33 protein-coding genes, 1 other RNA gene and 1 other annotated feature are annotated in these 26975 nt (G+C 44.6%); of the genes, 3 read left to right on the top strand and 31 right to left on the bottom strand.

Features of this window, described 5'->3' with window-relative positions; translation table 11 throughout:
* Positions 1-13: 13 nt before the first annotated feature.
* From PG418_RS00930 to PG418_RS00825, 22 genes are all read right to left on the bottom strand, one after another.
* Positions 14-1858 (bottom strand): terminase large subunit domain-containing protein, encoded by a 1845-nt coding sequence (locus PG418_RS00930; RefSeq protein WP_330416437.1) that lies wholly within the window; start codon positions 1856-1858, stop codon positions 14-16.
* 138 nt (positions 1859-1996) lie between these two features.
* The gene (locus PG418_RS00925) at positions 1997-2560 is read right to left on the bottom strand and encodes a hypothetical protein (protein WP_117636153.1); all 564 of its coding nucleotides are present in this window, start codon (positions 2558-2560) and stop codon (positions 1997-1999) included.
* A gap of 96 nt (positions 2561-2656) precedes the next feature.
* A complete protein-coding gene (locus tag PG418_RS00920; protein WP_498836951.1) occupies positions 2657-3520 on the bottom strand; it encodes a Rossmann-fold NAD(P)-binding domain-containing protein in 864 nt (287 codons plus the stop codon).
* Between the two features lies 1 nt (position 3521).
* Positions 3522-4241, bottom strand: coding sequence for a GREB1-related protein (locus PG418_RS00915; protein ID WP_117636155.1), 720 nt, complete (start codon positions 4239-4241; stop codon positions 3522-3524).
* Positions 4228-4992 carry a ParB N-terminal domain-containing protein gene (locus PG418_RS00910; RefSeq protein ID WP_117636156.1) on the bottom strand — a complete coding sequence of 255 codons (765 nt, stop codon included), beginning with the start codon at positions 4990-4992 and terminating at the stop codon, positions 4228-4230. The genes PG418_RS00915 and PG418_RS00910 overlap by 14 nt, the downstream gene beginning before the upstream one ends.
* 164 nt (positions 4993-5156) lie before the next feature.
* Positions 5157-5762 carry a hypothetical protein gene (locus tag PG418_RS00905; RefSeq protein ID WP_117636157.1) on the bottom strand — a complete coding sequence of 202 codons (606 nt, stop codon included), beginning with the start codon at positions 5760-5762 and terminating at the stop codon, positions 5157-5159.
* A 118-nt stretch (positions 5763-5880) separates the two neighbouring features.
* A complete protein-coding gene (locus PG418_RS00900) occupies positions 5881-6081 on the bottom strand; it encodes a hypothetical protein (protein ID WP_117636158.1) in 201 nt (66 codons plus the stop codon).
* Positions 6068-6373 carry a hypothetical protein gene (locus PG418_RS00895; protein WP_117636159.1) on the bottom strand — a complete coding sequence of 102 codons (306 nt, stop codon included), beginning with the start codon at positions 6371-6373 and terminating at the stop codon, positions 6068-6070. The genes PG418_RS00900 and PG418_RS00895 overlap by 14 nt, the downstream gene beginning before the upstream one ends.
* Before the next feature lie 5 nt (positions 6374-6378).
* Complete coding sequence (locus PG418_RS00890; RefSeq protein WP_117636160.1) at positions 6379-6648, bottom strand: hypothetical protein; 270 nt, start codon at positions 6646-6648, stop codon at positions 6379-6381.
* A complete protein-coding gene (locus PG418_RS00885; RefSeq protein WP_117636161.1) occupies positions 6645-7283 on the bottom strand; it encodes a hypothetical protein in 639 nt (212 codons plus the stop codon). The genes PG418_RS00890 and PG418_RS00885 overlap by 4 nt, the downstream gene beginning before the upstream one ends.
* An 18-nt stretch (positions 7284-7301) precedes the next feature.
* On the bottom strand, positions 7302-7724 hold the full coding sequence (locus tag PG418_RS00880) for a RusA family crossover junction endodeoxyribonuclease (protein ID WP_117636162.1): 423 nt from the start codon (positions 7722-7724) through the stop codon (positions 7302-7304).
* Positions 7725-7733: 9 nt separating this feature from the next.
* A complete protein-coding gene (locus PG418_RS00875; RefSeq protein WP_117636163.1) occupies positions 7734-8144 on the bottom strand; it encodes a helix-turn-helix domain-containing protein in 411 nt (136 codons plus the stop codon).
* 8 nt (positions 8145-8152) lie between these two features.
* A complete protein-coding gene (locus PG418_RS00870) occupies positions 8153-8986 on the bottom strand; it encodes an ATP-binding protein (protein WP_242987420.1) in 834 nt (277 codons plus the stop codon).
* A gap of 21 nt (positions 8987-9007) precedes the next feature.
* Positions 9008-9742 carry an LvrA C-terminal domain-related protein gene (locus PG418_RS00865; protein ID WP_117636165.1) on the bottom strand — a complete coding sequence of 245 codons (735 nt, stop codon included), beginning with the start codon at positions 9740-9742 and terminating at the stop codon, positions 9008-9010.
* 16 nt (positions 9743-9758) lie between these two features.
* On the bottom strand, positions 9759-10562 hold the full coding sequence (locus tag PG418_RS00860; RefSeq protein ID WP_117636166.1) for a PD-(D/E)XK nuclease-like domain-containing protein: 804 nt from the start codon (positions 10560-10562) through the stop codon (positions 9759-9761).
* Positions 10563-10565: 3 nt separating this feature from the next.
* Entirely contained in the window at positions 10566-11582 is a 1017-nt protein-coding gene (locus PG418_RS00855; RefSeq protein WP_498836950.1) for a DUF1351 domain-containing protein, read from the bottom strand.
* Between the two features lie 19 nt (positions 11583-11601).
* Positions 11602-12564, bottom strand: a complete 963-nt coding sequence (locus PG418_RS00850) for a RecT family recombinase (protein WP_117636168.1) — start codon at positions 12562-12564, stop codon at positions 11602-11604.
* 11 nt (positions 12565-12575) lie between these two features.
* Positions 12576-12806 carry a hypothetical protein gene (locus PG418_RS00845; RefSeq protein ID WP_117636169.1) on the bottom strand — a complete coding sequence of 77 codons (231 nt, stop codon included), beginning with the start codon at positions 12804-12806 and terminating at the stop codon, positions 12576-12578.
* On the bottom strand, positions 12799-13008 hold the full coding sequence (locus PG418_RS00840) for a hypothetical protein (RefSeq protein ID WP_117636170.1): 210 nt from the start codon (positions 13006-13008) through the stop codon (positions 12799-12801). The genes PG418_RS00845 and PG418_RS00840 overlap by 8 nt, the downstream gene beginning before the upstream one ends.
* Positions 12992-13141, bottom strand: coding sequence for a hypothetical protein (locus PG418_RS00835; RefSeq protein ID WP_181974006.1), 150 nt, complete (start codon positions 13139-13141; stop codon positions 12992-12994). Before PG418_RS00835 ends, PG418_RS00840 begins: the two co-directional genes overlap by 17 nt.
* Positions 13128-13631, bottom strand: coding sequence for a helix-turn-helix domain-containing protein (locus tag PG418_RS00830; RefSeq protein ID WP_117636171.1), 504 nt, complete (start codon positions 13629-13631; stop codon positions 13128-13130). The genes PG418_RS00835 and PG418_RS00830 overlap by 14 nt, the downstream gene beginning before the upstream one ends.
* A 32-nt stretch (positions 13632-13663) precedes the next feature.
* On the bottom strand, positions 13664-13870 hold the full coding sequence (locus PG418_RS00825; RefSeq protein WP_117636172.1) for a helix-turn-helix domain-containing protein: 207 nt from the start codon (positions 13868-13870) through the stop codon (positions 13664-13666).
* Between the two features lie 175 nt (positions 13871-14045).
* On the opposite strand from PG418_RS00825, the gene PG418_RS00820 reads away from it, so the two are divergent.
* From PG418_RS00820 to PG418_RS00810, 3 genes are all read left to right on the top strand, one after another.
* Positions 14046-14381, top strand: coding sequence for a helix-turn-helix domain-containing protein (locus PG418_RS00820; RefSeq protein WP_117636173.1), 336 nt, complete (start codon positions 14046-14048; stop codon positions 14379-14381).
* A gap of 71 nt (positions 14382-14452) precedes the next feature.
* Positions 14453-15220 carry a hypothetical protein gene (locus tag PG418_RS00815; protein WP_117636174.1) on the top strand — a complete coding sequence of 256 codons (768 nt, stop codon included), beginning with the start codon at positions 14453-14455 and terminating at the stop codon, positions 15218-15220.
* A 43-nt stretch (positions 15221-15263) separates the two neighbouring features.
* Positions 15264-16994 (top strand): recombinase family protein, encoded by a 1731-nt coding sequence (locus tag PG418_RS00810; RefSeq protein WP_242987423.1) that lies wholly within the window; start codon positions 15264-15266, stop codon positions 16992-16994.
* A gap of 103 nt (positions 16995-17097) precedes the next feature.
* Here PG418_RS00810 and queA read toward each other — a convergent pair whose 3' ends face one another.
* The 9 genes from queA to PG418_RS00765 all read right to left on the bottom strand — a co-directional run bounded on the left by queA (position 17098) and on the right by PG418_RS00765 (position 26966).
* Positions 17098-18123, bottom strand: coding sequence for a tRNA preQ1(34) S-adenosylmethionine ribosyltransferase-isomerase QueA (queA, locus tag PG418_RS00805; protein ID WP_177999076.1), 1026 nt, complete (start codon positions 18121-18123; stop codon positions 17098-17100).
* Between the two features lie 19 nt (positions 18124-18142).
* Complete coding sequence (gene pheT / locus PG418_RS00800; protein WP_498836949.1) at positions 18143-20563, bottom strand: phenylalanine--tRNA ligase subunit beta; 2421 nt, start codon at positions 20561-20563, stop codon at positions 18143-18145.
* A 149-nt stretch (positions 20564-20712) separates the two neighbouring features.
* Positions 20713-21732: a phenylalanine--tRNA ligase subunit alpha gene (gene pheS, locus PG418_RS00795; protein ID WP_008371846.1), complete on the bottom strand. Its 1020-nt coding sequence runs from the start codon at positions 21730-21732 to the stop codon at positions 20713-20715.
* A gap of 215 nt (positions 21733-21947) precedes the next feature.
* Positions 21948-22168: a binding site (T-box leader), on the bottom strand.
* 124 nt (positions 22169-22292) lie between these two features.
* Positions 22293-23126 carry a YihY/virulence factor BrkB family protein gene (locus PG418_RS00790; RefSeq protein WP_173691967.1) on the bottom strand — a complete coding sequence of 278 codons (834 nt, stop codon included), beginning with the start codon at positions 23124-23126 and terminating at the stop codon, positions 22293-22295.
* A gap of 115 nt (positions 23127-23241) precedes the next feature.
* A non-coding RNA gene (gene ssrS / locus PG418_RS00785) (6S RNA) lies at positions 23242-23422 on the bottom strand.
* Positions 23423-23509: 87 nt separating this feature from the next.
* Positions 23510-23983, bottom strand: coding sequence for a cyclic pyranopterin monophosphate synthase MoaC (gene moaC / locus PG418_RS00780; protein ID WP_498836948.1), 474 nt, complete (start codon positions 23981-23983; stop codon positions 23510-23512).
* 14 nt (positions 23984-23997) lie between these two features.
* Positions 23998-24933 carry an MOSC domain-containing protein gene (locus PG418_RS00775; protein WP_055157405.1) on the bottom strand — a complete coding sequence of 312 codons (936 nt, stop codon included), beginning with the start codon at positions 24931-24933 and terminating at the stop codon, positions 23998-24000.
* An 8-nt stretch (positions 24934-24941) separates the two neighbouring features.
* Positions 24942-25916 (bottom strand): GTP 3',8-cyclase MoaA, encoded by a 975-nt coding sequence (moaA, locus tag PG418_RS00770; RefSeq protein ID WP_498836947.1) that lies wholly within the window; start codon positions 25914-25916, stop codon positions 24942-24944.
* 18 nt (positions 25917-25934) lie between these two features.
* Positions 25935-26966 carry an XdhC family protein gene (locus tag PG418_RS00765; protein WP_498836946.1) on the bottom strand — a complete coding sequence of 344 codons (1032 nt, stop codon included), beginning with the start codon at positions 26964-26966 and terminating at the stop codon, positions 25935-25937.
* Positions 26967-26975 lie beyond the last annotated feature (9 nt).

The raw sequence follows: 26975 nt of genomic DNA, 5'->3' as shown, positions 1-26975 counted from the left end.
CTGTTTCCACCTCCTATGTGGCTTTCTTGATGTATTTGCCTATATCTCTTTCCCAGGTGTACTCGAAGGCATCCAGTGTATCTATATCGGACGTACCATCGTCCAGTCTTTCCAGATCAATATTCTTAGGGTTCCACACTGCCATGCTGACAGCTTCCTGGAATGTCTCACATTCCTCGGTATAATAAAGCCGCCCCATAGCAGTAAGGGCGGTTGTGGCGAATATTCGATCATTGATTTTTGATTTCAAAGCATTTACGACCTTGATAGTTGCAAGTCCATTTTTTAGCAATGCTGTTTTCAGTCCACGGATCAGAACCTGTTCTGCGGAATCTGCATATACCTTCGTGATATATCCATAATCTTTCAGGATCTCATTTACAAACTTCACAAACAGCTTACCAAGATCTTCCGGATCAATCTCCGCTACTCTCTTCTGGGTTTCCGGATCAATGGATCCCTCCAGATATCGTTTACTTTTCAAGACGATCAGTTTCTCAAATCCAACTGTCTCTCCGATTGCAACGAAAGAATGTCCAGATCCATTTCCGCCGAAGTCCACACCGATATTTATTCGTGCGAATCCGCCTTGTTTTGCCAATTTCTGGGCTTCTTTCTTAGGCATAAGGTATTTGTTATCCCTGGCTGCTATCGAAGTGGCTAATTTAGCGTAAATCAAGCCTTCTGCAATGCTTCGTTTTCCTTCAATATCCCGGATGTACCAGATACTTCCTGGATCGTATCGGCTGATGATCTCGTCAATACGTTCCTGGGTAATGTTGATATTGTCAAAAATGGTAAAGTGTTCGTAATTGTAACCACCTACCAGCGTTCCCTTCCGGTTCTTCTCCTCCCACTTATCCAGATAATCAACATAGATCGGAGCTTTCGGGTGCTCAGGGTTCAGATCCCAGAATATCTTGATCTTCTTAGCGGCTAACTGTCGGTTGAACGCCTCTTTTATGGTGTTATCGTGGTGCAAGTTGATCTCTGTAGCAATCCACATACCGTATGAGTTACCACGGATCTTCTTGTAACTGTCCGATGATTTACCACCAGCAAAAATAACTACCTTTTCTTCAAAGTTCGTGTATGGACCTCGAATAATCAGGCAGTCATTGTCTTTATACTTACTCCATCGGCATTGTCCCCGGAAGATATACTCAAGTCCAAAGCCGTTGGCATCGCCTATATTCAATTTTGCATTCGCCATCGTGGATCCGGTGGCAAGGTGGAATTTATCCGGAGCACGGCACAATTCATAAGCGAAAGCAATAACATTATCTACCGTCTTTCCGGCACGAACAGCACCCTCAGCGATATTGTAGGTGTTATAGTGACACTTCTTGATATAATCCAGATGTTTCTGACCGAAATTGTAAGTGATGGTCTTGATCGGCATACAAACTACACCATCATTCAGGATCTCTTCCCATGCGCTGTACCCGTGAATCAGAGCCAAGACATCTGAGATATCCTCGATCTCGACCGCCGCACCCTGTTCTTTCTGTTTCTCATACTCGAACATTTGCTCTTTCAGTGCAAGCTCCGGATTAAATCCGGCAGTATCTCGGATGAACTCCATCGCCCGGACATTCCCTTTCATGGCTTGTTGCATTGCACATACGTTGATCCAGTCAGCATACGTCCAATCGCAGTCCAGAAGTCCCAGACTTTGCATCTGGGCTTTCATCGCTGGTGTAATTTCCATGTTCAGAAGCTCTTGCATGGAGTTTTTCATGTTCTTTCTCCGCTTCTTAGCAGCTGCTGACGCAAGACCAGCTTTCCGTGCGTTGGCACGGCGTTGTTCCGGAGTTATATCCGTTCTGTTTTGTATTAAGTTTTCCTCATTTGACACATCACCACCTACCAACTTTTGTTATATTTCTGAGGAACGAAAAAGGCACCTCCGGGTGTCCGGAAATGCCTCTCATTTGCTTTTGTGTTCTATTGTGGGTGCAGGATCTCGGCTCCGCCTCCCTGCCGCCTCTCGGCTTTACATCACGCCTATGTTGATATCATCAAAAAGGGAAAGCTGTCTGTATGCAAGTGACTGATCCTCTTCTATGAAGAAATCTGCCTTTGTCTTGCCTTTCATTTTTCCCTGGCGTGTATGTACGTCATACGCATAATCAGGAATCGGAATGTTTTCATTTCTTGCCTCTTCCATGTAGGCGTTGATCTGATCGTCTGTGAGCCCTCTTTTCCGATCGTAAACGAAATTGGAAAGCACATCCGCATCTCTACTGTGTGGCTGAGTGCATAATAAAATGACCGCTTTGGAAATAAAGATTCTTCCTCCGAGCTGATCCCCTCTCTTTCCCTTGTTCACTATCTTGAATCCTTCGTACAGTGCCATGATCTCTTTTGTGATCGGGCCGTAGCAATCTTCCGCTGATACTGTCAGTAATCTCTTCCAACAATACTCGCTGTACTTTGGGAAAAGTTCCAGTGCAAAATATCCTGCACATCTGACGTCTCCTCTTCTGATTGCTTTCTGCAATGATGAAGATACTAAGTAAAAATCGTAGCCTCTCTGTGTTCTCAAATCATATCCCATATTCTGTTACCTACCTTTTCTTTTATTGTAGCGTACAGAAAAACCGATGTAAAGGCGTATACTGCATTTTAACGAAATGTTCACAAAACCTCGATTTTACGGTGTTTCCTGGTCTTTCAGGATCTCTTTTCTCCTTACTCCTGCCTGGTACATGAGCATATCGTTTTTTATCCCTTCCGGGATCTCTGCTCTCCTGATGATCCCCAAACATTTCTTTGTATTCTCATTGAACTTGATAATTTCCTGGAGTAGTGAAGCTTCATATGCGTCTGCAATAGCTGGCACATCCTTATCCAGGCAATGGCTACTCCAGTACGGATGCAGCCGATCAACGAATGTATGAGAAGGGTTTACTCTTGGATCCAGCACGAACAGCTCTCTCAATTCCTCATAGTCTACATCCATTTCAGAAGCGATAAAATAGAATTGCTGGCAAAAGGAAACTTTTGTTGCCAGAAAAGAGTTCTCCATGTATTTTGTTAATTCTGCCGTTCTACTGTCCGTTATCCTAAACTGGTGTCTGGCATCGTATACATGCTGTAAAACCTGGATGGCTTCAATGCAAGCCTTTCTCTCTCCTCCCAGGATTGTAAAGTCGAAGCGAAAGTTGTTGCAATGTTGCGTACCTCCGTAGTATTCCGGACTGAATATGATTCTCTTTCCAGTTTTTACCCGGAGCTGTTCCGTGGTTCCTGGAGATACTGTGCTCTTAATCACGTAGATCTCCGCTTCATTCTCCATGATCGCATTTTTTACCTCTGAGGTATCGCATAGCACTCTCTCTTCCTTTCGGATCGGCGTGTCCACACAAATAAATGCAATATCGTAACGGACTCCGTAAGGAACTTCAATTTTGTTCTCTTCCGGTTTATATTTGTCTATGACGTCCGGGTGCAGCACTTCCAGTTCCTTCTCCAGGTTCTTCCCTACTACCCCGTGTCCAACTATCAGGATCCTCATTCTATCTCCTCACTTTCACTTTTGACTGATTGGTTTTGAAATTATGTTCGTAATATTTCCCCCACTTATTTTTCAGGTACTCTATGGTTTCATTCATGGTGCTTGAATTTTTATTCGTGTTGTTCCCTCCGCTGTTCTTGTCATACTGTGCTTTGGCTCTCATGTATTCCGGAACAATAATGATCCGGTTATTCAGAAGCTCGCTCAGCTGAAAATCTGTATCTGCCTTAAACCGGACATTTTCATCATATCTGGATTTTAATGATGCCTTATTGAACCAGCACACTAATCCGATCGTAGAGGAAAACCGGAACTCCTCATTATACTTGATAACGGATTCCTGCATCCTGATACTTGCAAACCCCAGGTTCAGATCGCTCAGGATCTGTCCGATCCGCACCAACTCGGCGTCTATGATGTCCGGATCCGGGATCTCTTCCATGTTGACTTTATTCACATAAGAAAAACGCTCGATGTCATCATCAATCTGTACGATAATGTCCTCGGGCGTATGGTCTATGATCCACTGTCTGATTTTTGGCAAGCTGTCTATTTCCTGATCCGGTGCAGCTAGTATCTTCCTTACTCCTGCATCCCGGTATAGCTGTTCTTCCGATTCTCTGACTACATAGGTGCAATCATTCAGAACCTTGTCTGTCTTTATGCAGTCATATCTTTTGTAGGATGGAACGTAGATCCCGAAGGTTTTATCCTTCTTCATCGCCTGCCCCTTCCTGGCTTTCCTCTTCCTGATCTGGAGATCCGGCATCCGCAGCACTCACTATCTGAGCTTTCATATTGTGATACCAGACAGCTCTTGCTTTCAATTTCTTTTTGGAACCCATCCGGACGATCGCACCATCTATTCCCAGGTTCCGGGTAAGCTCATTATAATCCAGCTCATTCTTGCAGACGATCAATACATAATTGTATTTCTCCAGGTTGATAAGCTCCATTTCTTTTTTCTTCCGCTCGTTCGGATCCAGCTCTTTCAGATCCAGGCCAAGATCTGTAGTCAGATCTGCTGTCCAGTCTGCCAGCAAGTCCAGATCCCACTCTCCGGCGTGTGTATTGTCCTTTATGTTGATAGCTCTCAGATCCGCCTCAGAATAGCCGATCAATCGCTTACATAGAACAATCCTATCCGGATCCTGAGCAGCCATTGTGGTTGCTCTCTGGTTGCCTCCAATGGCGTTATTATTTTCATCAATCAGGAATAAACCGAAATCTCCATACTGTTCTATGGATCTTTCCAGCTCTTCTTTCTTTTTCTTTTTGATCTTTCGTGGGTTCCCGAATCCGAACTTAATATCTCCTACTCGCATCTCCACTACTTCGATCCTCTTTTTGTTCGTTTCATCCATGCTATTGCACCACTCCTTTCCCATTCCGGCAATAAAAAAGACCGTATCATCCGATACGATCTCTTTGGAAGAATTATACGTCAGGGTAGAAACAATTCTGTGTATCATGCTTCCACGGATATCCCAGGCATCCGAAGATACCTGGGAATCATGGGAAAGAATGAGTACACCACAGCACCATGCAAATGCAAGCTCGGTTTCCCTTGCTTCACAATTTGCAGTTTATACTATATCATCGGCTGAAATGACAGTCAAAGGAAGAAAAACGGAAATTAGTCCCGGATCTCATATAAAACCATCGCATCCAGCCCAAAAAATAATGTGGTCAGATCGTTTCTTGCCTCTTTTGCGTCCTTCTGAATATTGCTGATATCTGTCTGGTAGATCTCAGCGATCTCTTTTGTTGTTTTCTTGGCGTCCTCCCTCTCCAGGTACATGTATTCGATCACAAACCATCGTCTGTGCATGACTTCCTGTGAAGAATTAAGACAGTTGCTTTTATACACCTCCAGCATCCGGTCAACATGTGCCATGATAAACTTCACGGCATTTACTCCCCTGAGCTGTCTGTGCAAAGTCTTGTCATCCTCGAACAATTTGAACTTCATAAGTACATCCAGGTTCACAAGTGTTTCATCGACTTCCTCTGCCTGTTCCAGAGTGACAACTGCCTGTTCTGCATAATCCTTCAACTTTGTGTAATTCTCCAGGAGCTTCTTAGTCCTGAAAAGAAGCCCTCTCCATTCCTGCTTTTTCTTTTGATTCTGCACGGTTATGTATTTAGATACGCCGTCCTCGACTGCTTTCTGGCAGAGTTCTTTCAACTCCTCCTCGCTCAGTCTCACTGTCTTTTGTTTTCCTGGTGTGTTTTTACCCATCTTACTACCTCCCTGGTGTCCGTTTCATTGACTTTTTTTGATCTTCATTTTATAATTTTAATCAGCGAATATTTTTAGAAGATCCTCTGTCTGCTGCATGGCACCAGGGGATTTTTATTTATAAGGCTTTCGTCAGGAATTGAATATCATTTGCCATCGGTGTGATCACCTTTCCATCTGGAAGTTCTACGATAGCTGTTGTAAAATTTCCAGGGGCAGCTTCAAACTCTTCATAGTCAGAGCCCCACTGGTGGAAATATCCTAACTCAAACTCGTAGAATTTTCCGTCCTTGAAATACCTTCCCTTACACTGTCTCATGGTTTGTCCCTCCCGTCATTCCAACTCTCAAGGCTTCGTTCAGGATCGCCGCAATCTCTGTGATCGGAACTGCTATCCCATAGTCCCTCTTTCGGTCATAGATACTGACTACTCCGGTTGATACAGCTGCTTTAATTCCTACATCCGTTGTTTCCTGCTTGATGATGCGTTTCTCTGCCTGAAATAGACCTTTTCCTCTGAACTTTGTATATACTCCCACAGTCTCTGCACTCACTCCATCAATCGGACCTTCTTTCGGATCCGTCACACGTCTGATTGTAAAATCTTTCATTACCCCTATTTCCTCCTGAATGTCTGTGCGTATTCACATGTTGCAAAATGCGATACATATCCGAATCCCTGAGCTTCCCCAGGATCGGTTACGATTGTTCCGGATGTTACTTCTCCGTTGGCAAGGACAATTCTGTCCTTACCACCATCTCTCCGGAAGTTTACGAAGTTTGGGTTGACTGGCATGCTCTTCCCGGATTTCATCCTCACGAATAGGATCCGTGCTCCGCACTTTCGACACTGTGAGAAATTGTCTGGTGCTTTCTCTCTTCTCATTCCGGCATACCCTCCTCTGGATCTTCATACTCATAACCTCCGTTGCCATCCGTGCTATCTGTAGCTTCCGTATCGCCTCCAGGAGCGTTTGTTTCCTCCTGGTCGGTAATTTCTTCATCTGCTGGCGTATCTGCCTGATTTTCGGCTTCCTCGGACTGATCCACTTCCTTAAATTCTGCATCAATTACACTGTTATCCTCCGGAAGTGCGTTTGATGGACCAGGAAGCATTGTACTTTCGTCCAGATCTGCTCCAGCTTTCAGGTTCTCTTCATAATCCGGATCGAAGAGGCTCTGCTGTCCTCCCTCATTGATGTATTTTAGGACGTATCGTTTTAGATCTTCATCCCATACCAGGTTCATTCCGGCGTCTTTCTTGCCATCCATGGAATCTTTTACCGGAACCGCAATGGAAACCTTATGTTTGATTACTGGCTTGTTAATCTCAATAGATCCTCCTTTTCCATCCGGAACCCAGTCCTGGCTCATTTGCAGATCTACTTTCAGAGTAATGCTTCCTTCATCGGAGTTATTTTTCTCCATACTCTTGAAAAGCCTTTGCATCAGCAGATCAAAATTCTCCCTGGCTGTGGCGAATACATCGCTTTCAATCCTCATTTCTTCGTAATTGTTCATTCTTTCGCTCCTTCCTGCCTATTTTGGCTCAATAGATCGTATGATTACCTCTACTCTTGGTGTCTCGGAGTAGAACTTCCGGCATTGGCAATCTACGATCTGTGTATCATCACGGTATGCCACCTGATTCAGCGAATCCGCTATGATCTTAACTACATTATCCATGTCCGGCTTCTTTGTCGGTCTGATCTCATTTGCCAGCATGGATGCCTTTTTCTTTTTTGATGCAGACTTAGGTATGGAATAGTACGCCATGATCCGCATGTCCAACATCGTGCCATCAGGGAACTTAAATTCCGGGTATGCAGCACTGTACTCCGTGCGTACCAGTGTTTCATAGTTCACGGTATCTTTCGGTGTGATTGCATGTCCGGTATTTCGGCAGAACCTTGGTCTGCCTTTTCCTTTCGGTTCTCCTCGTATCGTAAATCTTACTTCCATGTTTGCCTCCTACTTCGATGTGTCGGCGTTTGTCGCAAGATCTTTTGCATGTACGAAATAATCCAGAGAATTTCCTTTCCCTTTCTGGCGTTTATTCTGTCCCACATCGTACCCGTTTTTCGCCAGGATCTTAATCACTGTCAGGCGATCCTCCATGTTATAGATCCTCAGCTCTGCATCCCACTCCGGATCTGGCTCTTTCTCCGGTTCTTCCTCCGGGATAATGCCAGCCATCAGATTATTAAAATCTACGTTGGCTACTGCCGCAATCTTATAAAGTGTTGATGCCAGGATATCTGTTCTATCGTTTTCATAGCTCCAGATCTGGCTATCACTCTTTCCGATCAGTTCTCCGAACTGCCTCTGAGACAGTCCCATCTCTTCCCTGATCCGTTTGATGTTCTCTCCTAACTTTCCCATTCTCTACCTCACTGTAATAATTCTTTCATGTCATTGAATCGCTGTGCTGCTTCTATCTGCCGGAAGGATTTCCCCGGCATTTCAACCGGATAACATGTTTCAAAGATCCGGTCATAAACTCTTCTGTAGCGGATATCTGTAGTCTGAAGCATTTCCGACAACTCCAGGTTCGTTGTCAGGATCATTGGCTTATCTGTCCGGATCCGGCTGTCAATGACGTTGTATACCTTTTCCAGGGCATAATCTGTATTTCGCTCGGCTCCCAGATCATCAATGATAAGCAATGATGCACTGTTTAGAATCTGTATGTAGCTCGCTTCGTCTCCGGTTCCGATGTCCTGGAGGATCTTCACGAATGATGTCATAATCACTGTGATGTTTTGCTCCATCAGGGCGTTTGCAATACAAGCGGCAGTGAAGCTCTTTCCGGTTCCGACCGGACCGTATAGCAACAGTCCCTGGTTCTTTTCCTTCATTTCACGGAATTTCTTCACGTAATTTAGTGCCAGCTTGTATGCTTCCTGGTTCTCCTCCCTGACCTTATATCCAGAGAAATTTGCATCCCGGAACTTACTTGCCATCATGGAAGCATCTTTCAGGCGGTTAATAGCGTGCATCCGCTGTTCGTATTCATCTTTCTGCTTTTCCTTTTCGATCTCGTCAGATCTACACTTGCAAATGCAAGGCACAATCTTCTTGAATCCTGAGATCTCAATTTTGAACTGTTTCCGTTTGCCGCATACTCCGCATCGGATCAGACCATCTTCTCCAACGTAATCTCCCTCTTTGATCGGGCTTATCTCTTCCTGACTATGAGAGGGCAACATGCCTCCAACTTCCATTTCCAGTTATCCTCCTTCTGTCTACATGAACGGATTTTCGCCTTTCCTGAACGTTTTCACTGGCTCCTGGGTTCTATTATCCAGGAAGTCCGTAAATGGCATTGTATCGCTCAGGAACGTCTTTGGATGCTTTATGAACTTTGTCTCTGTCTTGTCTCTCTGGCACTGGTTCGCATAATTGGTTGCAGCTGTCAGCAACTCCGCATCCGAATATCCGTCATTCAATCTTGCCTGGTACTTCTTATAAGCGTTTCCTTTATCCACTTTTCTCGGATAGACCTTCCAGAACTCTTCAAAAGCTACTGCATACTCATTACGTTTCGTCTTTCCGGATCCTTCCGGCTTTTTCTCCGGTTCCGGATCCTGGCTCTTTTTCTTTCCGGCTCTATAATCTCGCATCCGTTCCGCATGTTTCGCTTTCTTCTGCTCATATGACGTATAGTAACTTCTCCAGTCCATCCAGTCATGCAGATATAAGGAGCCATTCTCTTGGTCGATCCATCCGCACTCAATCAAATTGTCAACGATATTTGAAATTGTACTCCGGTCGATCTCCAGGAATCCCGGACGGATCGCTTCCTCGATGTCCTCATGTTCGGCAGCTACAATCCGTCCACTCTCTTCTGCATTGTCAATTCCCCACAGCCAGAGGCGAATCAGGATCCCGATTGCCTCATTCTGGCTGATTCCGGATCTCTTAGCAAAATCCCTTAATTTACCTCCGATCAGCTTCTGATCCACCGTGATCCATGCCATCTCCTGCACCTCCATACTATAAACTCGCTGTCAGATCCCCGATCCCGATCGGCTTTGTCAGCACCTTGGTGTCTCTACACCAGATGCACTGCTCGCATCGGTCAGGTTTCGCTCCGTGATATTTCACTTGTAGGATCCTCGGCATCCGGCTTTCTATTACCTTCATCGCCTCTTTCAGGTAGTTGTCATGTATGTAGATCACTTCGATGTTCATTGCCTCTTCTTTGGAAATTCCGGCAATGTAGAACGGCAATCTCTTTCCGGTGTTCTGGTAAACGATCTCCTGGTAAATAGCTCCCTGGAGGTCATATCCCCAGTAGCGGACAAAATCCAGATACCCGATGTCCGGAACATATCCGAACTTTGTGAGTGACTGCATGTATTTCAGATCCACAATCGCTCTGCCCGGATGGTAGCTGTCCATTTTGATCTTCCACTTGGATCCAAACAGCTCTCCGGTCATTATGACCTGTTTTTCTCCAGACATGTATTCCTGGAAAAGCGGATCTCTCAAACTTCTTGCAATCGCCTTTTCTGCCTTTATGAAATTTGCTTTTAATTCTCCGTCCTGTCTGAACAACTCTGCATGTTCTTCTTTGAATTTATCCAGAGTACCCTCATAGAAGGAATCCACGTAGCTTCCTTCCAGGAGTGCTGTTCGATCCGGTTCTTTATATTTCCCACGAATCTTAGCCATCGCACACTCTTCACATCCCAGTTTGCCGTATGTTCCGGCAAAATCTTTGAACTGAGAAACTGACATGTACTCATAATTGGCTATGTCGGAGTAATAATTCTCCGATGTTAGCTGAAAGCCCATGAATTATACCTCCTCGTAGTCAATTCCCATTGCCTTAATGTACTCAATTACCTTCTGGTAATCCTCCGGGGATCCCGTGATTCTGATCGTCTGGCTCGGTTTCGGATCAAAAGGAATTTCCTGATCCTGAACTGGTTCCGGTGCCAGCTCAACGATTGGTTCCTGGATCGGAGTTGATGCTGTCGCACGGGCAAATGCCTCTCTTTCGATGTTGTCAATCGTCCTTCCGATGTCCGATTGCGGTATTTCCGGATATCCGGATGTCTGAGCAGCCTCCTCCTGCTGATTCTGAGCTGCAAGTTCTGCTTCACGTTTCGCAAGCTCCTCCTGACGTCTGCGGCGTTCCTCTTCCTCACGTCTCTTTCTCTCTTCCTCTTCCTGCTGTCTTTTTAGGATGGCTGCTTCCTGTGCTCTCAGTTCCTGGACTTTCTGCATTGCATCCGCAAGTCTCAGGTTCGGTCTGTACGCATCCATGGCGTAAGATCTGAATTTCTCCTCGATGCCAGCCAAAACCTGCAGATCTGACCTGATTACATCCGCCCTGGCATCAATGGCAGTCTGCCATTCTGATTTCTTAGCTGTCGCATTTTCCCAGCGGTCATCATAAAGAGCGTTCTTGGCTTTATCTGCAATCTGCTGTTCGATCCCTTCAAATGCTTTCTGCATATATTCCAGGATCACAGCTCTTGCCTTTTTTCTTCTGGCATTTTCATACTCTGTCAGGCGTTCATCAATAACCGCAATCGGTTCCTGGATAATCGCCATCAGCTCTTTTGCCTGGGTTTCAATCAGCTCATATGGTTCCAAACACTTTTTCTTGATCTCGATCTTTCTGGCGTTTACAGACTTGGAAAGATTGTTTAACATTGCTCTGTCTTTCTTTGCCTGACCGATGTTTGAATCATCGTACTCCGTGGTCTTGTATACTTCCAGAGCGTTCGTGATCGCCTTTTTCAGATCTTCATAATTCCATGTTACTGTTCCTGGTGTCTGCTGTACTACTACCTGTAATTCATTCATTCCCATATCCTCCATTTACTTACTTGAATGGTAACTCGTTATCCGGAAAATCCTCCGGCATCATAAAGCCTTCCTCCGGCATGCTCTGTGGTGCTTCTTCTGCCGGGATCAGTTCTCTCTCCGGTGCTTTCCGGAAGTCCTGCGGTGTTACTGCCGGCTGTTGCTTCTGTTCGATCGTTTTCTTCCCGGCCGTCTGCCCCGGTGCAAAGGCATCAACCACATTATCTGATCCCGGAAGCTGTGCTGGCTGTCTGTTGGATCCTCCGGAGATCTGCTGATTCTCGAACTCAAATCCGGATCCCTCTTCATAAGCCTTAATCAGCTCTACTTTATCCAGGTTCAGATCTATCAGCTTACTCAGTCTGCGGATGACTGTTTTCTTGCACATTTCTCCAAATGATTCTTTCCATGCCTGGCTATTCGCCGCTTTTGAGTAGACATCTTTTGTATGCTGGATCTCTTCCACACTCATACTGTCATATTTAATGGTTCCATCTGCATACATTACTACCGCAAATGCTCCGATGATATTTTTGTTTGAGAATGGAACTGGCTTAAAGCTCAACTTCTGAACGCCTGCCTCCACTCCTTCATCGTAGACATCTCCTTCACGGACTACTTTTGCATAAATATCTTTGATCGGATCATCACTGAACCGCTTGCAAACCTTAATTTCACCTTTGTAGTCGGTCTGGAATGTCATTTCACCCTTATACGGGATCGCATAACATTCCCCGTTCAGGAAATCTAACCCCAGGTATGCTCCTTTTATCATACAGAGCACGATTGAATTGATATCAACCGTCTGGAGCTGTTCTCTTTTCTTGTAATCCTTCATCATGTCCCGGATCACCGTAATACAGTTCAGAGCGAATCTCTGCTGATTGAACCCAGGCGGCATAGCGTCTTTTTTCTCAGTCAGGGTTTTCATTAACTGGTTCTGGATCTGATCCAGGTACTGATCTGCTGTCATCTGTCCCATGTTTTCCTCCTTTAGGCTACTGCCATATTTATAAGTGAGATGGCTGTTACCGTGTTGCGAAAGTAGTAATTCTTAATTTCATCCTCCAGAAGCAGCGGTACATAATCCCTGCCCTTTCCGCGCCGATCACTCTTTCTAATCGTGTACTCCAGGATGATCTGATACTCTTCCTCGGTCAGCACATATCCTTGCTTTTCCATGTCCTCACGGACTTTCTTTGTTTCTGCTGTAATATCAAGCATCGTACTCCTCCTCTTCATCTTCGTAGAAGGATTCTCCCGGCTCGCAGAAAGCCTTATATTCAAGAAAGAGCACTACCGGGAAAATCAGTCTTTCACTCCCGATCGCCTTATATCCTCTCTCGGCATATGCCAGCTTGCATCCTCCGATCTGCATGATCGCCGCAATCGCAAGCATAGCTGATACTTTAACTAGCTTTCTCAATTCCGTTTACCTCCTTCACGAATACTCCAATGTCAATAGGTTTCTGATGTGCTATAGCGTCCATGAGTTCCTGATCGCTATGGATCCCGTACTCCTCGGACAGCTGTTTTTTTAATTTCTCAATTAGTTCCATCCGGTGTACCTCCATGTTTTTTCAAATACATCCTGAGTTCCATCACGTCATCCGCAAAATCGCTCAGGCATGCTACTATCTGTTTCAACTCTTCCTCCTCTCCAGGATCCAGCTTTCCATCACTGGCAATTCTGAGAAGTCCTTTCTTAATACTGTGTAACCGATCATCGTCTGCATGATTCAGGAGACTACAAGTAATCTGCTCAATCCCCCGGATCTTTGTTGCGATGTTCTGCCTCTTTCCAATAGGGCAATCATTTTTGCAATAGCAAGCCTCCAGTTCCGGTGCTCCGTAAAGGTCAGCCATTCTTACAACAACATCGGTCGGTACTGGTGTCAGTCCCAACTCATAATTGCTCAGGCTTGATACAGATACATTCAGCATCTCGGAAGCTCCCTCACGGCTACTCAGCCTATCATTGTATTTTGCAGCTTCTTTTCTACACTGAAAGTAGATACTTCCACCGCAATTCATACATTCTTTCTCCATGTTCTAACGTCCCTCCGTGAGTTACTATTTAATCATACAGTTGTGGTGTCACTGTCAGCGATCCCCAGGTAATCAGAAATCTTTTTGACTGCCGGAGCACTGTAGACACGCCCGTTCAAGATCGAACTGACATAGCTTCGGTTCATATCCAGCTCCTTAGCTAATGTTGTGGTTTTAAGATCACGGTTAATCATTTCGATCTTGGCGTTTTTGCACCACGCAGACAGCTTTTTTTCCATGAGTTCCCTCCTTTTCCTTCTTTACTTACCTAACATTTGTTGGTATGATAGAAGTGCTTTTTCAATTATTAAATTGATTATGTTTTGTTGTTTATGTTTGTTAGTATAGCTCACTGTAGTGAGTTTGTCAATGCCATAAACACTCTTTTAGTGAGTTTATTTTTAGGAGGATTTTATGTTCTACGATAATCTGAGAGCTGTTTGTGCAGAAAAAGGCACTACAGTGACTACTGTTTTAAAGGAATTACATATGAGTACCGGAAGCACCGGAAAATGGAAAGAAGGATCCATTCCAAAGATTGATACTGTCATGCAGCTTGCAGAGCATTTGGACGTATCTCTGGATTATCTGGTATATGGGAGAAAGCTTTATACTGAGGTTTCCGGTCTGGATCCTGAATGGATTGAGATCATCACGCACATTCCGGACGATAAACAGGAAATGTGTAAAGACTTTCTCCGTACTCATATGGTTATTCCGGAAAAGTACGCAGATCGTAAAAGGGGATAATATCATTACCATATTTTACATGGCGAAGAAATCATTACCATGACACTTAATACATAGCGAGGAAGATGAAAATGGATTCAAAGAAAAACCGCATCGGTAATATATCCGATTTATTATCCGATAAGCTGCATACTGAAAATATGGACCGCTGGTTGGACTTTCGCACCCTTGGTTCCCCTTCTGGGTTTTCTACTGTTGACTTCTGGGAATGGTACGCATCGTACTCTATTGATTCTTCTGTACGTGGTGCCTTAGCGGAGTTCCTTGTGATGAAAGCTCTTGGTATAGAGCAGCGGCGTAGCCACTGGGGAAAATGTGATCTTGTATCAGGCTCTTTTTCTTTCGAGATAAAATCATCAGCTAAGATCACATGCAAGCATCCAGAAAGTGGTGCCATTTCTGAAAACAAACGGATTGTTTTTGATATTGCAGATAGACACCATCATATTACCGGAGATTCTTGGAGTGAAAGGGAACGATGTTCGGACATGTACATTTTCTGCTTTCTCTGTGATCTTCCAGTAACAAATACTGATAATTGGGAATTTTATCCAGTTCTTACCAGTGATATTAACGCCTCTTTCGGACACGCAAAAACTGTTTCTCTTTCCAGGATAAGAGAGCTTTCGGATCCGGTATCTTTTCAGGATCTCAGAACAACTGTAAATAAAATATCTGGAGGTGTACTTATGAGCAGCACTGAAACTCAGGAAGAAAAAGAACGCCAGGAGCAAGTCCAGGAATTGCAACGGCTACTGGCTTGTTATCAGGTCGCAAGCCGTGATGACAAAAATGTAGTATGGGCGGCACTGAATAAATACATGCCGTATGTGAACTAAGTATAGCCCCGTGGAGGGGCTATTTCTTTTTGATGGAGGAATTATGAAGAAAAACTTTAAGATGCCCGGATCGGGCTCAGAAACGCCTATCCGGGTGGCGATTTACGTCCGTGTTTCCACGGTCTACCAGATAGATAAAGATTCATTGCCAATGATGAAACAGGATCTCACTTCTTACTGCAAGTATATCCTGAATACAGATGACTTTGTGATTTTTGAGGATGCCGGATATTCCGGAAAGAATACCGACCGTCCGGCATATCAGAAAATGATGTCACAGATCCGGCAAGGTCTTTTTACTCACTTACTGGTCTGGAAGATCGACCGAATCTCCAGGAACCTTCTGGACTTTGCGAATATGTATGCAGAATTGAAGGATCTTGGTGTCACGTTCGTGTCTAAAAACGAGCAATTTGACACCAGTACAGCTATCGGAGAAGCTATGTTGAAGATCATCCTAGTATTTGCAGAGCTGGAACGTAACATGACATCAGAACGTGTTACAGCAACTATGATTAACCGTGCCTCTAATGGTGTATGGAATGGTGGGCGTATTCCGTATGGTTACTCTTATGACAAGCCTACTCAGGTATTCTCTATTGATCCGGAGGAAAACAAAATCTACAACTTCATGGTAGAAACCTACGAAGATACACAATCCATTGTACATACTTCCAGGAGGCTGAATGAGGCTGGATATCGTTCCAGAAACGGAAATATGTGGAGCCCGGTGGCAGTGTGGACTATTTTACGGAATCCGTGGTATAAAGGCGTGTATCGGTACAACTATTACAAGATTCCAGGAAGAAAAGCGATTAAGGACGAATCGGAGTGGGTTATCGTAGAAAACCACCACCCGGCTTCCATTGATTCGGATCGGTTCGATCGGATCCAAGCTACCCTTGATAAGAATGCCCGGTATCGGAATACCCCAGGAAGAAAGACGGCTCAGAAGAATGTTCACGTATTCTCCGGACTTGTCTGGTGTGCAGAGTGCGGATCCGCTTTTACTGCTTCTCCAGGCAAGCTCCACGTCTCCGGATATCGTCCGTCAAAATACGGATGCCCGAATGTCCGGAAAACGAAAACTTGCCATGCAAAATATACTTCGGATGTTGTCCTGGGCGAGTTCCTTCTGAACTACATCCTGAATATCCTGAATGCTCAGAAGCAGTTTGCTTACATCCATTCCACGGATGATCTCCAGAAGCGCTTGCTACATGGCAGCACTTTTTCTAATGTCGATCATGTAGATCCTGACGGGTTGGCGTCTCTTCTCAATATGCTGGAGAAATGTTCCGGAAGTGATCCGGTACTCTTGAAGCGTCCACGATCAAAACCTAAGATGGATCCGGAGTTAAAACGCATGATGGCAGATCAGAAGAAACAGCAACGTGCTCTGGATCGTCTGAATGATCTGTACCTCTACAGCGATGATTCTATATCTGAACGTGAATACCTTGTCCGGAAGCAACAGATCACAGATCGGCTCCAGGAGATCAACGAGGCTATTGGCATGATGTCTCAGGAACCATGGATGCGTACCATGAACGATGAAGAATTTATCCGCCAGGCATCTTCCTTCATCCTGACGCAGAAGTTGGCAGATAAACAGTACATCTACTATGAAAATCTGGCTGAATCACTGGATCCGGAGATCCTGAAAAACTTCTTTGTCTCAATTCTGGATTCTATCATCCTGAGAGACGGGCGTCCGGAAACGGTTGTGTTCCGCAATGGGCTGTCCCATACATTCACTTATAAGGATTCTTGATGCAAAAATACCCAGGAGCATTTACACTCCTGGGTTTCTCCTTGTCCCATTATTTACTTTTTCCTGATTTCTGGGATAACCTCACATTTGTTAGATTTGGAGGCTACACAATCATCATAGCATCCCCAAAGCTGAAGAATCGATATCTCTCTTTAACTGCTTCTTCATATGCCGCAAGCACATGCTCTCTTCCGGCAAGCGCACTTACCAGCATGATCAGCGTTGACTCCGGTAAATGGAAGTTCGTGATCAGGCAGTCCAGTACCTTGAATTTATAGCCCGGATATATGAAAATCTCTGTCCATCCACTGCACTCTTTTAACTTTCCGTTTTCATCAGCTGCAGATTCTACGGTCCGGCAGCTTGTCGTTCCGACGCAGATCACTCGGTGTCCGCTCTCTTTTGCACGGTTGATCTTTTCTGCCTCAGATGCCTCGATCCGGTAGAATTCCGAATGCATATGGTGATCCAGAATATCATCCGCTTTTACCGGACGGAAAGTTCCAAGTCCGACATGAAGCGTTACATGCGCAATCTCCACACCTTCTGCTTTGATTTCTTCCAGAAGCTCCGGTGTAAAATGCAGTCCTGCCGTCGGAGCAGCCGCAGATCCGGAATGCTTTGCATACACGGTCTGGTAACGGTTCTTATCCTCCAGCTGATGGGTAATATAAGGCGGAAGCGGCATCTGTCCAAGCTGATCCAGGATCTCTTCAAAGATTCCTTCGTATTCAAAATGGATCAGACGGTTTCCTTCCTCTACAACCTCCAGAACTTCTCCTTTCAGAAGACCGTCCCCGAAGCTGACTCTTGCTCCGGGTTTCATCTTCTTTCCTGGTTTTACAAGTGTTTCCCAGACATCATTTCCTTTTCGTTTCAAAAGAAGAACTTCGACTTTTCCGCCGGTTCCTTCTTTTTCACCGATCAGTCTTGCCGGGATAACCTTGGTATCATTGATCACAAGGCAGTCTCCCGGTTTGAGATAATCTTTGATCTCACGGAAAATGTGATGACTGGTTGCACCGGTTTTTTTATCAAGAACAAGCAGTCTGGAACTGGATCTGTCTTCAAGCGGATCCTGCGCGATCAGCTCTTCCGGTAAATCAAAATAAAAATCCTGTCGTTTCATTCTTTTTACCTCTTTTCGCCTACTTACGAAGCTCGATACCCATTTCCTCCAGTGCCTTTAAGATACGGTTCATAGCAGCTGAAATGTCAGCTTCTTCCAGAGTCTTATCTTTTGCACGGAATGTGATAGAGTAAGCAACAGACTTGAAGCCTGCCTTGATCTGAGCGCCTTCATAGATATCGAACAGCTTATAGCTTTCCAGATAAGCGCCACCCTTGTTCTCGATCACTTCTTCAACCTGTCCTACCAGGATGGATTTTGGCATTACCATACTGATATCACGGCTGACTGCCGGGTATTTTGCAATTCCTTCGTATTTTCTTTCAAATGTTGCAAGCTCTGTGATCTGTGGCATATCAATGACAGCAACGTATGCTCTTTCACCGATTCCATAGATATCAGCAACTTCCGGATGAACCTCACCCATGTATCCGACAACCGTTCCATCGTAAACGATGTTTGCCTGACGTCCCGGATGAAGGAAGTTCTTTCCTGCATTTGGATCATAGGTTTCTTTCTTATGAAGTCCGACTTTTTCAAAGAACTCTTCTACAACACCTTTCATACTGAAGAAGTCTCCATCTCCGTACATTCCAAGTGTAAACTGCATTCTTTCGTCCGGCAGTTCTGTCAGTGGAAGTGCCTTTGGAAGATAAATATTTCCAAGCTCGTATAGACGGACATTTTTATTTCTTCTGTTGTAGTTTGTTGCAAGAGATGTCAGCATACCATTCAGAGATGTTGTACGCATGACACTGTAATCTTCTCCAAGCGGGTTCATGATCTGGATTGCCTGACGCATCGGATCATCCTTGTCGAGGAGGAGCTTGTCAAATACCTTCGGGCTTTCAAATGAATAAGTCATTCCCTGGCTGAATCCACAGAATTCTGCAATATTTCTTGCTACTTCTTCCACACGAAGCTTGAAAGAAAGCTTACCAGTTGTAGCTTCACCTGTAGGCAGTGTAGTCGGGATATTATCATATCCGTAGAATCTTGCTACTTCTTCCGCAAGATCGGCGATACGGAATAAGTCATGACGGAAGGTTGGTGCGATCACTTCTTTTGCTTCTGCATCATATTCCAGGTCGATCTTTTCAAAATATTTGATCATATCTTCTTCCGGGATGTCTGTTCCGAGAAGTGCATTGATCTTGTCGGCATCAAATGGTACACGTACAGGTTCTTTTTTCTTGCTGTATACATCAACCATTCCTCCGACAACTTCACCGGCTCCCATTTCTTCGATCAGCTGGCAGGCACGGTTGATTGCATCCTCTGCATTATTCGGATCCAGTCCCTTTTCAAATTTACCGGATGCATCAGTACGAAGTCCGACTTTCTTGCTGGATTTACGGATGTTGGTTCCATCGAAGCATGCTGCTTCAAATAACATGGTCTGTACATTGTCAGTGATCATGGAATTTTCGCCACCCATGATTCCGGCAATACCTACCGCTTTTTCGCCATCACAGATCATAAGAACAGAATCATCCATTTCTCTTTCCTGACCATCCAGTGTTACGAATTTTTCTCCTTTATGGGCATTGCGGACGATGATCTGATGACCTGCGATGGTATCCAGATCATAAGCATGCATTGGCTGTCCGTATTCTTCCATTACATAGTTTGTGATATCAACAAGGTTGTTGATCGGACGGATTCCTACGGAAGAAAGTCTTCTCTGCATCCATTTCGGTGAAGGTCCGATCTTGATATTTTTTACGACTCTTGCACAGTAACGTGGGCAAAGGTCTGTATTTTCTACTTTTACTTTGATGTAATCATTGACATCTTCATCATTTCCGGTTGATGTTACAACCGGTGGCTTGAATTCTTTGCGGAATGTAGCTGCAACTTCTCTTGCGATACCAATCACGCTGAAGCAGTCTACACGGTTGGAGGTGATCTCGTATTCAAATACGACATCATCCAGTCCGAGTGCCTTTACTGCACTTTCTCCGACAACTGCGTCATCATCAAAAATGTAGATTCCATATTCCGGTGCTTCCGGGTACATATTTCTGTCTGAACCAAGTTCTTCGATGGAACACATCATTCCGTAACTGTCGACTCCACGGAGTTTTCCTTTTTTGATCTTGATTCCGCCTTCTACTCTCTGTCCAGGCTCATGTCCGCCCGCAACGCGTCCGCCATCCAGAACAACCGGTACCTTGTCTCCTTCTTTTACGTTCGGAGCACCTGTAACAATCTGTACGGTCTCTGTTCCTACATTTACCTGACAGATGATCAGTTTATCTGCGTCCGGATGTTTCTCAATTTTCTCAATCTGTCCTACTACGATCTTATCCAGATCAGCATCCAGCTTTGTAAAACCTTCTACCTTTGTTCCGGAAAGAGTCATTGCATCTGTATATTCCTGCGCTGTTACGTCAAGTTCCGGAACATACGCTTTAATCCATGATAATGAAGTATCCATTTTATATCTCCTTCTGATTTGTTTATAAATTTCCCTTATTCAGACTCCAAAATCCAGCAGCTCTCCGCGCTGCTCTTTGATTTTGTCGTACCGTTCGCACATGAAAGTAAATACTCGCTTCGCTCGTGCTTCCTTTCATTGTGTGCTCACTAGAATTGCTTTAAGAATCTGATATCGTTCTCGTAGAGGAGGCGCATGTCGTCGATCTCGTATTTGAGAAGGGCGATCCTTTCAAGTCCTACTCCGAATGCAAATCCAGTGTATTCTTCCGGATCGATTCCGCACATTTCGAGTACGTGTGGGTGAACCATACCACAGCCGAGGATTTCAATCCATCCTGATCCTTTACAGAAACGGCAGCCTTTTCCGCCACACTTGAAGCATGATACGTCTACTTCTGCACTTGGCTCTGTGAATGGGAAATGATGCGGACGGAATTTTGTCTTGGTATCCGGTCCGAAAAGTTCTTTTGCAAATACTTCCAGAGTTCCCTTTAAGTCAGCAAAGGAAATATTTTTATCGATTACCAGCCCTTCGATCTGATGGAAGGATGGTGAATGGGTTGCATCCACTTCGTCAGAACGGAATACTCGTCCCGGTGCGATCATACGGATCGGGAGCTTGCCCTGTTCCATCACACGTGCCTGAACCGGTGATGTCTGGGTACGAAGCACGATGTCTTTGTTGATATAGAATGTATCCTGTTCATCTTTTGCCGGATGATCTGCAGGAATATTCAGTTTTTCAAAGTTGTAAAGGTCATATTCTACTTCCGGTCCTTCCACAACTTCGTATCCCATACCGATGAAGATACGCTCTACTTCTTCCAGAGCGATCGTATTCGGATGACGATGACCTACTGTATTTTTCTTGGAAGGAAGTGTTACGTCAATAACTTCCTGTTTTAATTTTTCTTCACGGATTGCAGCATCCATTTTCTTCTTTGTCTCATCAAGAAGTTCTTCGATAGCAGCTCTTGTCTCATTCACAAGCTGTCCTACCTTCGGACGTTCTTCCGGAGCTACATCTTTCATTCCTTTTAATACGGCTGTCAGTTCTCCTTTTTTACCAAGGAATTTGACACGTACATCATTTAATTTCTCCGGTACATCAGAAGCCTGGATCTGCTTAATAGCTTCCTGTTTGATGCTCTCAAGTCTTTCTTTCATGATATCCTCCTTAAAACTTGTTTTGTCTATTCATTTGCAACTATAACAGGAAATAAAATTTCCTGTGGCAGAAAAAAGAATGTGCCTTGGCACATTCTGGCACCTGCGGCGATCGCTTGTGACATCTTCCTTATACGCCGCAGTGCACATCCTCGCGGAGCGTTTTTATATATTAGGAAAGAACACTTTCCTAATATATAAAAAAATCGCCCCTAAAAAGGGACGAGATAAATCGCGGTACCACCCTGTTTCCTGCTATTTGAATAACAGGCACTCGGACTGCGTAACGTGCAGGGACGTCGTTTTCTACTTTATTTTCAAAAACGCAGCTCACGTGGGAAATTCGTTTCCTGCCTGAACCGGGGAGAACTTACAGCCGGGGATTCTCCTTCTCTGTCGGAAAACAGTTCACTACTTACACGGTCATTGCTTTTATGATATGTCATATACTTAATCATTGTAACATATGATTTTTTTATGTCAAGCGGTTTTATCTGATAGATTCACCGTTTATCTACGCAAAATCATATTCCGGAACCTGAATGCTGCTTTTTGCAGAACTAATCCTTTTCCAGGATATCCCGCTTTGCATCTACCCAGATACAGTTAATAAGCCCTCCCAGCAGCATCACATACATACAGAAATACAGCCACAACATCACAAGAATGATCGCCGTCATACTTCCATACAGACCGGAAAACCCTTTGAAGATTGTCAGATACATTGAAAAAACAAATGAGATCACCAGCCATCCCAGAGAGCAGAAAATAGATCCCAGAATCAGATCCCTGAAAGGAAGCTTCCGGTTCGGCAAAAAGTGATATACCAGAAGTGAAATTCCAGTCATAGCAACAAATGAAATCACCGTTCTCAAACGCATGATCATATCCGTCGTCTCCGCAAGAAACGGAATCTTGTGATATATAAAAATACTGATATTGTTACCAAACACAGAAAGTACCAGCGCCATCACGATCGCTGCAATGAAAAGGATCGTATAGATGGATGCCCGGATTCTTAAAAATACATAATTTCGTGTCTCACGAAGCTCATATGCACAGTTCAGTCCGGTACTAACTGCAAGTACTCCTTTGCCTGCTGACCATAGTGCTACGATTGCAGTGATCGGAATGACCGTCTTCGACTGGTTATATACTTCATTTACAATGCCAACCATAAAATCCTGCATATTTGTCTCCGGAAACAAATTTACCACTGCAGTCATAACATCTGCTTTTGTCACCGGAGTATATTGTATGATAGCAAGAAGCAGCAAAATAATCGGGATCATACTCAGCACAAAAAAATAAGCAGACTGGGCCGCGTATGCTCCCACATGCTTTTGTGACACCTGCCCTGTAATTTCCCGAATCTTGTTTATCGTTTTCATCATATAATAACTCCATTTATCTTATCGGCAGTTTCATTTTTCAAAATAGTTTATCACATTTTCACTTCTTTGAAAACCCAAAAAAACAGTTGCTCTCGCAACTGTCCTTTATCTTTTGTAGTCCCCCGAAATGCCGTTTTCCGTTTTTTGACTCCTAGCACTCCGCTAGGTGGGCAACCGCATCTGCTTTTCTGCCTTCCCCTGCGCAATGAGGGCCTGACATATTACAGAGATATAAGAATCCCGTTTAAAGTATTGTAGGTTCAAAAATACGGAAGTCTCGAACATTCCAGGTTTTCTAAAGCCTATTATAGACTATCAGCCGTGTTTTTTCAACTGTTAATCGTTGAAGATATTTACTTTTTTTACCAGAAATTAAAATACGTTTAACGTACCCATTTCCCGCTTTTTCCACCGGACTTTTCAAGCAGATGGATTTCTCTGATCTCCATTCCCCGGTCAACCGCCTTGCACATATCATAGATTGTAAGAAGAGCGGTATTTACCCCGGTCAGTGCTTCCATTTCCACACCGGTCCTGTCGGTACATGCCGTGTGGCAGATTGCCCGAATCCCATGCTCTTCTTCCAGATATTCAAAATCAATCTCGACTTTGGTAAGGTTTAACAGATGGCACAGCGGAATCAGTTCTGCTGTCTTTTTTGCACCCATGATCCCGGCAATTCTTGCTACGCCAAGAACATCTCCTTTTTTCATGCTGCCTTTCTTTACTTTCTGAAAGCATTCTTCCGACATGCGGATCACCCCTGATGCAAGTGCTTCTCTTTTTGTCTCAGCCTTTGCCCCCACATCTACCATCACTGCATTACCATCTTCGTTAAAATGTGTAAATCCACTCATGATTTTTAACCTCTTTATTTTCTGGCACATTCGCCTTCTGTTCCCCGGAGGATTCCAAGCCCATGTCCAAGTTCAGGAAGCAGAAACTCCAGTGCTTCCTGTACTGCTTTGGGACTTCCCGGGAGATTGATGATCAGCGTTTTTTTTCGGATACCTGATACAGCTCTGCTGAACATAGCACGCTTTGTAATCGTCATCGAATAATTCCGGATTGCCTCTGCTATTCCGTTTGCCATCCGGTCACAGACATTTACCGTCGCCTCCGGTGTCCGGTCCCGCTCGGAGAATCCTGTTCCTCCGGTGGTGAAGATCACATTAAGCTGTCTCTGATCAGCCAGTCTGATCAGCTCTTTTTCCAGTTTTTTCTGCTCATCCGGTAATAAAATCGTTTCTTTAATATCATATCCGGCATCTTTCAACATTTCGACAATCATTGGTCCGCTTTTGTCTTCTCGTTCTCCGGCAGCCCCTTTATCACTTAAAGTAATAACTGCCGCTGAAAATGGACGGTCACTTTTCACCTGTTCCATGACAACTTCATCTCCTACCTTGATATGACCTCCGGTGACGACTTCTGCAAAAACGCCCTCTCTTGGCATAATGCAGTCACCCATTCTCTTATAAATCTGACAATGACTGTGACATTCTTTTCCAATCTGTGTCATCTCAAGTACCACATCTCCGATATGAAATCTTGTTCCAACCGGAAGCGCGCGAAAATCAAATCCCTCCACGATCAGATTTTCACCAAATGCACCATACGCAACTTCTGCCCCTTTTGCACGAAATTCCTGAATCTTTTCATCGGAAAGCAGACTGATCTGACGATGCCATTTTCCACCGTGCGCATCTCCTTCAATCCCCCAGTCCATTTTGACCATGGCTTCACGAACCTCATGTTTTTCGGTTCCTCTCTTTTCACTGATGCAGATTCCCTTCAGTCTTCCCATTTTTATGTTTATCCTCCGATCTGTGACATATTTTTCTGTTCTGTAATAAAATTATGCTCCTCAAAATGATGCATCTTCGGTTTTCCACGGATCGCCTGTTCGAGACATTTCCGGATTTCTTCTTCCGATCCGTGTCTTGCTGCCTCAAAAACGGAGATAGTATCTGCATAGCACAGACACGCTTTTAACTTTCCGGTTGATGTCATCCGGATCCGGTTACATCTGTCACAGAATTTTCCATGCAATGCACTGATCAGACCGATTTTCCCCTGAAAACCAGGCAGTTGATAATACACAGCAGGTCCGTTCCCAAACCGTCCCTCTAACGGATAAAACTCTCCTTCTATTCCATAAGCTTCTTTCAGTTTTCCAAGCACCCAGGCACCGGAAATGCCATTCTCTGCTCTTCCCTGTCCAATCGGCATCAATTCAATAAAACGGACATCCAGCTTGTTCTTTTTCGCCAACTCTGCCAGACTTTTCCATTCCTCATCATTGACTCCTTTTTGCAGAACCGTGTTGATCTTTACCCGGATCTCGCTTTTTTCTGCCATGAAAATGGATTTTCTGACTCTTTCCAGTTCATCTGCCCCGGTAATCTCCTGATATTTTTCCGGAATCAGTGTATCCAGACTGATATTCACCGCATCCAGCCCCGCTGCAAGAAGATCTTCCAGATTCTCACCCAGAAGAACCCCATTTGTCGTCATTGTTACTTCCTCTGTGCCCGGAATCTGCCGGATCATCCGGATCAGATCTGCGCATCCTTTTCTGACCAGAGGCTCCCCTCCGGTAATCTTAAACCTGGTAATCCCGATCCGGACAGCCTCCCTGCAGATTCGTTCAATCTCCTCATAAGTCAGGATTTCTGACATAGGAATCCACTTTGCGCCATCCGGCATGCAGTACCTGCATCGCAGATTACAGCGGTCTGTGATTGAAATTCTCATATATTCAATTGTTCGTCCATAACAATCTCTCACAGCCTTTTCCATCCTTTCTTAATTCCAGAGTGGTTCCAGTAACACCTCGATCGTACCACCGCAGACCATGCCTTCTTCCTCCGCATCATCTCCGGTCATATCCACATATTCTGTCTTTAGTCCTGTATTATTTTCATGCATCATGACTCTCGCTTTTCTTAAAACCTCTGCCTCCATACAGCCGCCTCCAATGGTTCCAACACAGCTGCCGTCTTCCAGGATCAGCATCTTGGATCCCACATTTCTTGGTGCAGAACCCTTTCTTGTAATGATCGTTGCAAGCATCTTCTTTCCCGGATGAACGATATCCAGGATTGCTTCCAGCAAGTCTTCCGGATAACCGCAGACTCTCTTGTTCTGATTCTTTACTTCGATGATTTCCGCCATGATCGCCACACCGATCTCCTCCGGTGTCTCAGCACCGATGTTCAGACCAATCGGACTTTTTATCTCGCCGATTACTTCCTGGCTGCATCCTTTTTCAATCAGATTCTGCTTTACCATCGCACTTCTTCGCCGGCTTCCGATCATTCCGATATAAGCATGTTCCTTCCCAACGATCTTCTCCAGACAAACCTGATCATATCTGTGACCTCTGGTCAATACAACAAAATACGTATCCTTGTCTCCTTCGATCTGATCCAGGGCATCTTCAAACGGCTGGCAGATCACTTCCGTTGCACCCGCATTTCTGGCATGATCGGCAAACTGCGGACGATCTTCAAGAACCGTGACCTTCCATCCAAGCATAATCCCGATTTTGATCACCGGCACCGATACGTGACCACCGCCACAAATGACCAGATGCTCCTGCCCTCCAATTATATCACAAAACACCTGCTGCTCTCTGATTTCATAAAGTCCACATTTTTTCAAGTCACCTGCTTCTGAAAAATGTGCTGAAAAGAAACCGTTTTCTTTACTTTCCCAGATTATTTTTTTCTCTACTAAGATTGCTTTTTCTCCGGCTGCGGATCCTTTTGCCACTGTCAAAAGAACGTAATCCCCCGGCTTTGGTAAATCTTTTAATATCTCAAATACATTTTCCATCAAATCTCA

It is taken from the genome of Bariatricus sp. TF06-38A, assembly GCF_027690675.1.
Lineage (GTDB): Bacteria > Bacillota > Clostridia > Lachnospirales > Lachnospiraceae > Allocoprococcus > Allocoprococcus comes.
The sequence above is the reverse complement of the archived record's forward strand: the minus strand, read 5'-3'. Positions and strand labels throughout refer to the sequence as shown.

Excerpts from the sequence above, each read along its gene's own strand:
- PG418_RS00925 (WP_117636153.1), bottom strand. The coding sequence starts at position 2,560 with ATGGGATATGATTTGAGAACACAGAGAGGCTACGATTTTTACTTAGTA.
- PG418_RS00920 (WP_498836951.1), bottom strand. The coding sequence starts at position 3,520 with ATGAGGATCCTGATAGTTGGACACGGGGTAGTAGGGAAGAACCTGGAG.
- PG418_RS00915 (WP_117636155.1), bottom strand. The coding sequence starts at position 4,241 with ATGAAGAAGGATAAAACCTTCGGGATCTACGTTCCATCCTACAAAAGA.
- PG418_RS00910 (WP_117636156.1), bottom strand. The coding sequence starts at position 4,992 with ATGATACACAGAATTGTTTCTACCCTGACGTATAATTCTTCCAAAGAG.
- PG418_RS00905 (WP_117636157.1), bottom strand. The coding sequence starts at position 5,762 with ATGGGTAAAAACACACCAGGAAAACAAAAGACAGTGAGACTGAGCGAG.
- PG418_RS00900 (WP_117636158.1), bottom strand. The coding sequence starts at position 6,081 with ATGAGACAGTGTAAGGGAAGGTATTTCAAGGACGGAAAATTCTACGAG.
- PG418_RS00895 (WP_117636159.1), bottom strand. The coding sequence starts at position 6,373 with ATGAAAGATTTTACAATCAGACGTGTGACGGATCCGAAAGAAGGTCCG.
- PG418_RS00890 (WP_117636160.1), bottom strand. The coding sequence starts at position 6,648 with ATGAGAAGAGAGAAAGCACCAGACAATTTCTCACAGTGTCGAAAGTGC.
- PG418_RS00885 (WP_117636161.1), bottom strand. The coding sequence starts at position 7,283 with ATGAACAATTACGAAGAAATGAGGATTGAAAGCGATGTATTCGCCACA.
- PG418_RS00880 (WP_117636162.1), bottom strand. The coding sequence starts at position 7,724 with ATGGAAGTAAGATTTACGATACGAGGAGAACCGAAAGGAAAAGGCAGA.
- PG418_RS00875 (WP_117636163.1), bottom strand. The coding sequence starts at position 8,144 with ATGGGAAAGTTAGGAGAGAACATCAAACGGATCAGGGAAGAGATGGGA.
- PG418_RS00870 (WP_242987420.1), bottom strand. The coding sequence starts at position 8,986 with ATGGAAGTTGGAGGCATGTTGCCCTCTCATAGTCAGGAAGAGATAAGC.
- PG418_RS00865 (WP_117636165.1), bottom strand. The coding sequence starts at position 9,742 with ATGGCATGGATCACGGTGGATCAGAAGCTGATCGGAGGTAAATTAAGG.
- PG418_RS00860 (WP_117636166.1), bottom strand. The coding sequence starts at position 10,562 with ATGGGCTTTCAGCTAACATCGGAGAATTATTACTCCGACATAGCCAAT.
- PG418_RS00855 (WP_498836950.1), bottom strand. The coding sequence starts at position 11,582 with ATGAATGAATTACAGGTAGTAGTACAGCAGACACCAGGAACAGTAACA.
- PG418_RS00850 (WP_117636168.1), bottom strand. The coding sequence starts at position 12,564 with ATGGGACAGATGACAGCAGATCAGTACCTGGATCAGATCCAGAACCAG.
- PG418_RS00845 (WP_117636169.1), bottom strand. The coding sequence starts at position 12,806 with ATGCTTGATATTACAGCAGAAACAAAGAAAGTCCGTGAGGACATGGAA.
- PG418_RS00835 (WP_181974006.1), bottom strand. The coding sequence starts at position 13,141 with ATGGAACTAATTGAGAAATTAAAAAAACAGCTGTCCGAGGAGTACGGG.
- PG418_RS00830 (WP_117636171.1), bottom strand. The coding sequence starts at position 13,631 with ATGGAGAAAGAATGTATGAATTGCGGTGGAAGTATCTACTTTCAGTGT.
- PG418_RS00825 (WP_117636172.1), bottom strand. The coding sequence starts at position 13,870 with ATGGAAAAAAAGCTGTCTGCGTGGTGCAAAAACGCCAAGATCGAAATG.
- PG418_RS00820 (WP_117636173.1), top strand. The coding sequence starts at position 14,046 with ATGTTCTACGATAATCTGAGAGCTGTTTGTGCAGAAAAAGGCACTACA.
- PG418_RS00815 (WP_117636174.1), top strand. The coding sequence starts at position 14,453 with ATGGATTCAAAGAAAAACCGCATCGGTAATATATCCGATTTATTATCC.
- PG418_RS00810 (WP_242987423.1), top strand. The coding sequence starts at position 15,264 with ATGAAGAAAAACTTTAAGATGCCCGGATCGGGCTCAGAAACGCCTATC.
- queA (WP_177999076.1), bottom strand. The coding sequence starts at position 18,123 with ATGAAACGACAGGATTTTTATTTTGATTTACCGGAAGAGCTGATCGCG.
- pheT (WP_498836949.1), bottom strand. The coding sequence starts at position 20,563 with ATGGATACTTCATTATCATGGATTAAAGCGTATGTTCCGGAACTTGAC.
- pheS (WP_008371846.1), bottom strand. The coding sequence starts at position 21,732 with ATGAAAGAAAGACTTGAGAGCATCAAACAGGAAGCTATTAAGCAGATC.
- PG418_RS00790 (WP_173691967.1), bottom strand. The coding sequence starts at position 23,126 with ATGATGAAAACGATAAACAAGATTCGGGAAATTACAGGGCAGGTGTCA.
- moaC (WP_498836948.1), bottom strand. The coding sequence starts at position 23,983 with ATGAGTGGATTTACACATTTTAACGAAGATGGTAATGCAGTGATGGTA.
- PG418_RS00775 (WP_055157405.1), bottom strand. The coding sequence starts at position 24,933 with ATGGGAAGACTGAAGGGAATCTGCATCAGTGAAAAGAGAGGAACCGAA.
- PG418_RS00765 (WP_498836946.1), bottom strand. The coding sequence starts at position 26,966 with ATGGAAAATGTATTTGAGATATTAAAAGATTTACCAAAGCCGGGGGAT.